The sequence below is a fragment of the Kitasatospora sp. NPDC059577 genome (assembly GCF_042735475.1).
In the GTDB taxonomy this organism is placed as follows: domain Bacteria; phylum Actinomycetota; class Actinomycetes; order Streptomycetales; family Streptomycetaceae; genus Kitasatospora.
In genome coordinates, this window is the sequence record NZ_JBHWBZ010000037.1 from 39,053 (window position 1) to 46,497 (window position 7,445).

The 7,445-nt window shown below is 72.4% G+C and carries 7 protein-coding genes; 1 reads left to right on the forward strand and 6 read right to left on the reverse strand.

Going from position 1 to position 7,445, the window contains the following annotated elements:
• Nucleotides 1-104 precede the first annotated feature (104 nt).
• Both mnmA and ACFV0O_RS25660 read right to left on the reverse strand, forming a co-directional pair.
• Complete coding sequence (mnmA, locus tag ACFV0O_RS25655) at nucleotides 105-1,241, reverse strand: tRNA 2-thiouridine(34) synthase MnmA (protein WP_380345636.1); 1,137 nt, start codon at nucleotides 1,239-1,241, stop codon at nucleotides 105-107.
• A 50-nt stretch (nucleotides 1,242-1,291) separates the two neighbouring features.
• Nucleotides 1,292-2,473 (reverse strand): cysteine desulfurase family protein, encoded by a 1,182-nt coding sequence (locus ACFV0O_RS25660; protein ID WP_360254149.1) that lies wholly within the window; start codon nucleotides 2,471-2,473, stop codon nucleotides 1,292-1,294.
• 365 nt (nucleotides 2,474-2,838) lie between these two features.
• On the opposite strand from ACFV0O_RS25660, the gene ACFV0O_RS25665 reads away from it, so the two are divergent.
• On the forward strand, nucleotides 2,839-3,606 hold the full coding sequence (locus tag ACFV0O_RS25665) for an IclR family transcriptional regulator (RefSeq protein WP_380345638.1): 768 nt from the start codon (nucleotides 2,839-2,841) through the stop codon (nucleotides 3,604-3,606).
• Here ACFV0O_RS25665 and ACFV0O_RS25670 read toward each other — a convergent pair.
• The 4 genes from ACFV0O_RS25670 to ACFV0O_RS25685 are packed head-to-tail and all read right to left on the reverse strand — an operon-like array spanning nucleotide 3,512 to nucleotide 7,393.
• Entirely contained in the window at nucleotides 3,512-4,171 is a 660-nt protein-coding gene (locus ACFV0O_RS25670) for a trimeric intracellular cation channel family protein (RefSeq protein WP_380345640.1), read from the reverse strand. The genes ACFV0O_RS25665 and ACFV0O_RS25670 overlap by 95 nt on opposite strands.
• Nucleotides 4,172-4,216: 45 nt before the next feature.
• Nucleotides 4,217-5,281 (reverse strand): ABC transporter ATP-binding protein, encoded by a 1,065-nt coding sequence (locus tag ACFV0O_RS25675; RefSeq protein ID WP_380345642.1) that lies wholly within the window; start codon nucleotides 5,279-5,281, stop codon nucleotides 4,217-4,219.
• A 34-nt stretch (nucleotides 5,282-5,315) separates the two neighbouring features.
• Entirely contained in the window at nucleotides 5,316-6,386 is a 1,071-nt protein-coding gene (locus ACFV0O_RS25680) for an ABC transporter ATP-binding protein (RefSeq protein WP_380345643.1), read from the reverse strand.
• Entirely contained in the window at nucleotides 6,383-7,393 is a 1,011-nt protein-coding gene (locus ACFV0O_RS25685; RefSeq protein ID WP_380345644.1) for an ABC transporter permease, read from the reverse strand. The genes ACFV0O_RS25680 and ACFV0O_RS25685 overlap by 4 nt, the downstream gene beginning before the upstream one ends.
• Nucleotides 7,394-7,445 lie beyond the last annotated feature (52 nt).

The following is a 7,445-nucleotide window of genomic DNA, read 5'->3' on the forward strand; positions in this document are numbered from 1 at the left end:
GCGGCGCTCCTCATCGATCACTTTTTTATTAGTGAGTCCTCGTCTCTTGTCGAGGGTTGCGCGGGGGGGTTTCTGCTGTTCTACCCCCCCCCGCCGGGTTCGTTTCAGGCGCTGACGGCCGGCCGCTCGGTGGTGGCGATGGTCGCGGAGCCGACGACGCGGGTGCCGTCGTACAGCACGACCGCCTGGCCGGGGGCGATACCGCGCACCGGGGTGTCGAGGCGGACGTGCAGCTCGCCGTCGACCACCGAGGCGCTCACCGGCACCTCCTCGCCGTGGGCGCGCAGCTGGGCGGTGTAGCGGCCGTCGGCCAGGGGCTCGGTACCGCACCAGCGGGGGCGGATGGCGGTGAGCCCGGTGACGTCCAGGCCCTCGACGGGGCCGACCGTCACGGTGTTGTCCACCGGGGAGATGTCGAGCACGTACCGCGGCTTGCCGTCGGCCGCCGGGCGGCCGATCCGCAGGCCCTTGCGCTGGCCGATGGTGAAGCCGTACGCGCCGTCGTGCTCGCCGAGCTTGGTGCCGTCGGTGTCGAGGATGTCGCCGGTGGCGGTGCCGAGGTGCTTGGCCAGGAAGCCCTGGGTGTCGCCGTCGGCGATGAAGCAGATGTCGTGGCTGTCGGGCTTCTTCGCCACGGCCAGGCCGCGGCGCTCGGCCTCCTCGCGGATGACGTCCTTGGTGGTGTCGCCGAGCGGGAAGAGCGAGTGGGCGAGCTGGTCGGCGTCGAGGACGCCGAGCACGTAGGACTGGTCCTTGGCGCCGTCGACGGCCCGGTGCAGTTCGCGCGAGCCGTCCGGCAGGTCGACGATCCGGGCGTAGTGGCCGGTGCAGACGGCGTCGAAGCCGAGGGCGACCGCCTTGTCCAGCAGCGCGGCGAACTTGATCTTCTCGTTGCAGCGCAGGCAGGGGTTGGGGGTGCGGCCGGCCGCGTACTCGGCGACGAAGTCGTCGATGACGTCCTCGCGGAACCGCTCGGCGAGGTCCCAGACGTAGAACGGGATGCCGATGACGTCGGCGGCCCGCCAGGCGTCCCGGGAGTCCTCGATGGTGCAGCAGCCGCGGGCGCCGGTCCGGAAGGACTGCGGGTTGGCGGACAGTGCCAGGTGGACGCCGGTCACCTCGTGCCCGGCTTCGACGGCCCGGGCGGCGGCGACGGCGGAGTCGACTCCGCCGGACATCGCCGCGAGTACGCGCAGTCGGCCGGTGGACGGAGTGGTCGGGGCACCCGGGAAGTCAGTCATGGTGACTACAAGAGTACGTGGCCGCCGGACCTGCCCGGCCCCGGAACTGCCTACCGCCGCACCGACGCCAGCCCGGCGTTGCGGGCCCGCTGGACCACCGGGCCGATGGCCTGCGCGAGCGCCGTGACGTCCTCCGGCGCCGAGGTGTGGCCGAGCGAGAACCGCAGCGAGGCACGGGCCAGCAGCGGGTCGACGCCCATGGCGAGCAGGACGTGGCTGGGCTGCGGCACGCCGGCGGTGCACGCCGAACCCGTCGAGCACTCGATGCCGGCCGCGTCGAGCAGCATCAGCAGCGCGTCGCCCTCGCAGCCGGGGAAGGAGAAGTGCGCGTTGGCCGGCAGCCGGCCCTCGGCGGCCGGGTCGCCGTTGAGCACGGCGTCCGGGACGGCGGCCAGGACGGCCGCCACCAGGTCGTCGCGCAGCGCGCCGAGGGTCACCGCGTGCTCCTCGCGGTGCTTCACGGCCCAGGCCGCGGCGGCCGCGAAGCCGGCGGCGCCGGGGGCGTCCAGGGTGCCGGAGCGGACGTCGCGTTCCTGCCCGCCGCCGTGCAGCAGCGGGACCGGCGCGGCGCCGCGGGACAGCAGCAGGGCGCCGATGCCGAACGGGCCGCCGATCTTGTGACCGGTGACGGTGAGCGCGGTGAGCCCGGACTCGGCGAAGGAGACCGGGACCTGACCGAGCGCCTGCACCGCGTCGGCGTGCATCGGGATGCCGTACTCGGCGGCCACGGCGGCGAGTTCGCGCACCGGCTGGATGGTGCCGACCTCGTTGTTGGCCCACATGACGGTGACCAGCGCGACCGACGCGGGGGCGCGCTCGATCGACTCGCGCAGCGCCTCCGGGTGTACCCGGCCGTGCTCGTCCACCGGCAGGTACTCGACCGAGGCGCCCTCGTGTTCGGAGAGCCAGTGCACCGCGTCGAGCACCGCGTGGTGCTCGACCGGGCTGCACAGCACCCGGGTACGGGCCGGGTCGGCGTCCCGGCGGGCCCAGTAGAGGCCCTTGACCGCGAGGTTGTCGGACTCGGTGCCGCCGCCGGTGAGCACGATCTCGCTCGGGCGGGCGCCCAGCGATTCGGCCAGCGACTCGCGGGACTCCTCGACCACCCGGCGGGCCCGGCGGCCGGCCGCGTGCAGGGACGAGGCGTTGCCGACCACCCCCAGGTGCGCCGTCATCGCGGCGATCGCCTCGGGCAGCATCGGCGTGGTCGCCGCATGGTCCAGGTATGGCATAACCATCCGATTGTAGAGGGCTGCGCCGCGCGGCCTTCCAACCCTGCGTACCGATCCGGCCATCGCGTGGTCGGACCGGCGCCGACCGCCCGCCCGGGCCGCACCCGACCGCGGACGCGGGCCGGGCCTGACGGCGCTTCCGAAAGCCTTCCGGGCGCCTTCCCGACACCCCCCGAACGCCTTCCGAGGGCCTTCCCAGGGCCTTCCCGGAGCTTGTACGCACGCCTCCCGCCCGGCCGCGTCGGGCCCGCCCCGCGCACTGGTCTGCACCAATTCCGGACAGTCGCGTCCGTCGCCGGTTTGTACCACTACGCCCCCCAGCGGTTAGCCTGGCGCCACTTCTCAGCCGGATCAACGGGGGCGCCATGTCGCAGTCGGTCGACCGCGCGCTGACCCTGCTCGGCGCGCTCGGTGACGCGCCGCTCTCGCTGGAGCAGGCCGCCGGCAGCCTCGGGGTGCACAAGTCCACCGCGTTGCGGCTGCTGCGCACCCTGGAGGAGCACGGCTTCGCCCGCCGCCAGCCCGACCTGCGCTACCGCCTCGGCGGCCGGGTGCTCTCGCTGGCCCACCGCGCCCTGGAGGACTTCGACGTCCGGCAGGTCGCCGCGCCGTACCTGGCCGCGCTCAACGCCCGCTGCGGCTACACCGTCCGGCTCGCCGTGCTGCACGACGGCGAGGTGCTGTACCTGGACGAGGTGGCCGGTCCCGCGGCGGCCGAGCCGTCCCGGATCGGGCGCCGGGCGCCGGTGACGGGCACGGCGGTCGGCCGGGTGCTGCTCGCCGGGCTGCCCGCGGACGGGCCGTGCGAGGAGGCCGAACTGGCGGCGGTGCGCCGCCGGGGCTGGGCGGCGGAGTCCGCGGAGCACCGGGAGGCGGTGACGTGCGTGGCCGCTCCGGTCGCGGGCAGCGGGGGCCGGACGGTCGCGGCGTGCGCGCTGAGCGCCCCGGCCGGGCAGGTGCCGCCGGCCGAACTGGCCCGGATGGTGCCGGAGCTGCTCTGTACGGCCGAGGCGATCTCGCTCGCGTACGGCGGCTCGCCTATTCCTCGCTGGTGCGAGAACCGTTGCGGTGCCAGGCCCGTGGTGCGCGCCAGCCGTACTTCAGGGCGAGCATCCGCAGGCCGAAGGCGGTGAGCGCGGCGGCCGTGCCGGTCACTCCGGTGAGCCGGTCCACGCCGATCAGCAGCGCGACCAGCGTGGATCCGACCAGGGCGGGCACGGCGTAGATCTCCCGGTCCCAGCGCAGCAGCGAGGGGATCTCGCCGGCCAGTACGTCGCGGATCACGCCGCCGCCGGCTGCGGTCACCATGCCGAGCGCGATCGCGGCGACGGCGCCCAGACCGTAGTCGTGTGCCTTGGCGGTGCCGGTGACGCAGAACAGGCCGAGCCCGAGGGCGTCCAGGGTCTGCACGGCGCGGTTGATCCGCTCGACCTCCGGGTGCAGGAAGAACACCACCAGCGCGGCGACGAGCGGGGTCAGGAAGTAGCCGAGGTTGGTGAAGGCGGCGACCGGGGTGGCCCCGATCACCAGGTCGCGCATCACACCGCCGCCGAGGGCCGTGACCTCGGCCAGGACGCAGATCCCGAAGATGTCCATGTTCTTGCGGACGGCGAGCAGGCCCCCGGAGAGGGCGAAGACGAAGATGCCGACGAGGTCCAGCGACTGCTGCACGTCGGAGGGGAAGATCTGCGAGGTCACCACACAACTATGACCTGCGCGGAACCTTCCCCTCCGCTTGCCTCCTCAGACGGCAGTCTTCTCCGGCGTCCCCTCGGGCGCGTTCTCCGGGAAGTGGCAGGCCACCTGGTGTCCGGACTTCAGCGCCACCAGCGGCGGCTCCTGGGTGGAGCAGACGTCCTGGGCCTTCCAGCAGCGGGTGCGGAAGCGGCAGCCGCTGGGCGGGTTGATCGGGGAGGGGACGTCGCCGGTGAGCAGGATCCGCTCACGGCCGGAGCGCTGGCGCCGGCGCGGGTCGGGGACCGGCACGGCGGACATCAGCGCGTTGGTGTACGGGTGCATCGGGCTGCGGTAGAGCGAGTCCCGGTCGGCGATCTCCACGACCTTGCCGAGGTACATCACCGCGACCCGGTCCGAGACGTGCCGGACCACCGAGAGGTCGTGCGCGATGATCAGGTAGGTCAGGCCGAGCTCCTGCTGGAGGTCGTCCAGCAGGTTGACCACCTGCGCCTGGATCGAGACGTCCAGCGCCGAGACCGGTTCGTCCGCGACGATCATCTTCGGCTTCAGTGCGAGCGCCCGGGCGATGCCGATGCGCTGGCGCTGGCCGCCGGAGAACTCGTGCGGGTAGCGGTTGTAGTGCTCGGGGCTGAGGCCGCACAGCTCCAGCAGTTCCTGGACGGCCTTCTTGAGCCCGCCCGCCGGTACCGCGTTCTGCAGCTTGAACGGCGCTCCGACGATGGTGCCGACGGTGTGCCGGGGGTTCAGCGAGGAGTACGGGTCCTGGAAGATCATCTGGATGTCGCGGCGCAGCGGCCGCATCGCCCCGACGCTCAGGTGCGTGATGTCGGTGCCCTCGAACTCGATCTTCCCACCGGTCGGTTCGTCGAGCCGGGTGACCAGTCGGCCCATGGTCGACTTGCCGCAGCCGGACTCGCCGACGACGCCGAGCGTCTCGCCCGCGTTGACGGTGAAGTCGATGCCGTCGACGGCCCGGACGGCGCCGGTCTGGCGCTGCATGAGCCCGCTGCGGATCGGGAAGTGCCGGGTCAGGCCGGTCACCCGGAGCAGCGGCTCGCGGTCGGGGGCGGGGGCCGGCGACGGGATCGGCGCCGCCTGAGTGTCCGTCATCGGTTCTCTCCAGAAAGGTGGTACGAGGCCGGGCTCACAGCCGGGGCGCGATCTCTTCGGCGAAGATGCGGTGCCGCTCGTCGGCCGGCAGGTGGCAGGCCGCGAGGTGCCCGGGGGTGGCCTCGGCCAGCACCGGGACCTCGCTCGTGGAGCGCCCGTCGGTCAGGGCGGCGTACGGGCAGCGCGGGTGGAAGGCGCAGCCGCTCGGCACGTTGATCAGGCTGGGCGGGGTGCCCTTGACCGGGACGAGCCGGTCCTGAAGCTCCCGGTCGAGGCGCGGCATCGAGCCCAACAGGCCCCAGGTGTAGGGGTGTTCGGGCGCGTCGAAGAGGGTTTCGGCCGGGCCGCGCTCGATGCACTTGCCGCCGTACATGACCAGGATGTCGTCGGCCAGTTCGGCGACCACTCCGAGGTCGTGGGTGATGATGATGACGGCGGAGCCGAACTCCTCCTGGAGGTCGCGGATGAGGTCCAGGATCTGCGCCTGGACGGTGACGTCCAGGGCGGTGGTGGGCTCGTCGGCGATCAGCAGCGAGGGGTCGTTGACCAGGGCCATGGCGATCATCGCGCGCTGGCGCATGCCGCCGGAGAACTGGTGCGGGTAGTCGTCCACGCGGCGGTCGGGCTGCGGGATGCCGACGCGGTCGAGCATCTCGATCGCGCGGGCCCGGGCCCGCTTCTTGCTCGCCTCGGGGTGGTGCACCCGGTAGGCCTCGACGATCTGCTGCCCCACCGTGTAGTAGGGGTGCATCGCGGTCAGCGGGTCCTGGAAGATCATCGCCAGCTCGCGGCCGCGCAGTTGGCGCACCCGGTCCGGGCCGGCCGCGATCAGGTCCTCGCCGTTCAGCCGGATCTCGCCGCTGATCCGGGCCCGCTTGGAGCGGTGCAGGCCCATGATGCCGAGCGAGGTGACGGACTTCCCGGAGCCGGACTCGCCGACGATGCCGAGGGTGCGCCCCTTGTGCAGGTCGAAGCTGACCCCGTCGACCGAGCGGACCAGGCCGTCGTCGGTGTCGAAGTGGATCCGCAGGTCGCGCACGGAGAGGAAGGGGTCCCCGGAGGGGGCCTGCGCATCGGCTGCCGTGGTCTTCTGGAGGTCGGTCACGAGAGCCTCACGCGGGGGTCGACGAGGGCGTACAGGAGGTCGACCACGAGGTTGCAGGCGACGATGAAGAAGGCGGCGAGCAGGGTGACGCCGAGGATCTTGGGCAGGTCGTTGTCGGAGATCGCCTGGACGGCGAACTGGCCGACGCCCTGGAGCGAGAAGACCTGCTCGGTGATCAGCGCGCCGCCGAGCAGCAGCCCGAGGTCCATGCCGAAGATCGTGACGATCGGGGTGAGCGCGGCGCGCAACCCGTGCCGGGTGACGACCTTGCCCTCGGCGAGGCCCTTGGCCCGCGCGGTGCGGATGTAGTCCTCGCTCATCGTCTCCAGCATTCCGGCGCGGGTGAGCCGGGCGTAGAGCGCGGAGTAGAGGAAGGCCAGCGAGATCCAGGGGAGGATCAGGTTGCGGGCCCACATCAGCGGGTTGTCCGCGAAGTCGACGTACTGCAGGTTGTCCAGGATCGGCCACTCGTAGCTGAAGAGCGTGAGCAGCAGCGCGCCGGTGAAGAAGACCGGGAGCGAGACGCCGGCGAGGGCGACGCCCATGGAGAGGCGGTCGAAGATCGACCGCGGCTTCAGGGCGGAGACGACGCCGGTGGCGACGCCGGAGACCAGCCAGAGCACGGCCGCACCGGCGGCCAGCGAGATGGTGACCGGGATCCGCTTGGACAGCTCGGGCCAGACCTCCAGGTGGTTCTTGAAGGAGTAGCCGAAGCAGGGCACGTGACAGGTGGCCGGTTCCGGCCCGAACTGGTACTCGGCGCCGCTGACCAGCCCCTTGAGGAAGTTCCAGTACTGGGTGTACAGCGGCTGGTCGAGACCGAGGTTCTGCTTGACCGCCGCGATCGCGTCGGGTGAGGGGTTCTTCCCGATGTACTGGGCGGCCAGTTGGTCGGCCGTCTCGCCGGCGACGCGGGGGAGCAGGAAGAAGATCGCGAAGGTGACCGCGCTGACGACCAGCAGCAGAATCACCGCCGCGAAGATCCTGCGGATGATGTAGGCAAACACAGTTGGGCGGCTCCGGCGGGGGGGCGGGCCGGGGCGCGCGAGGTTAGGGGGC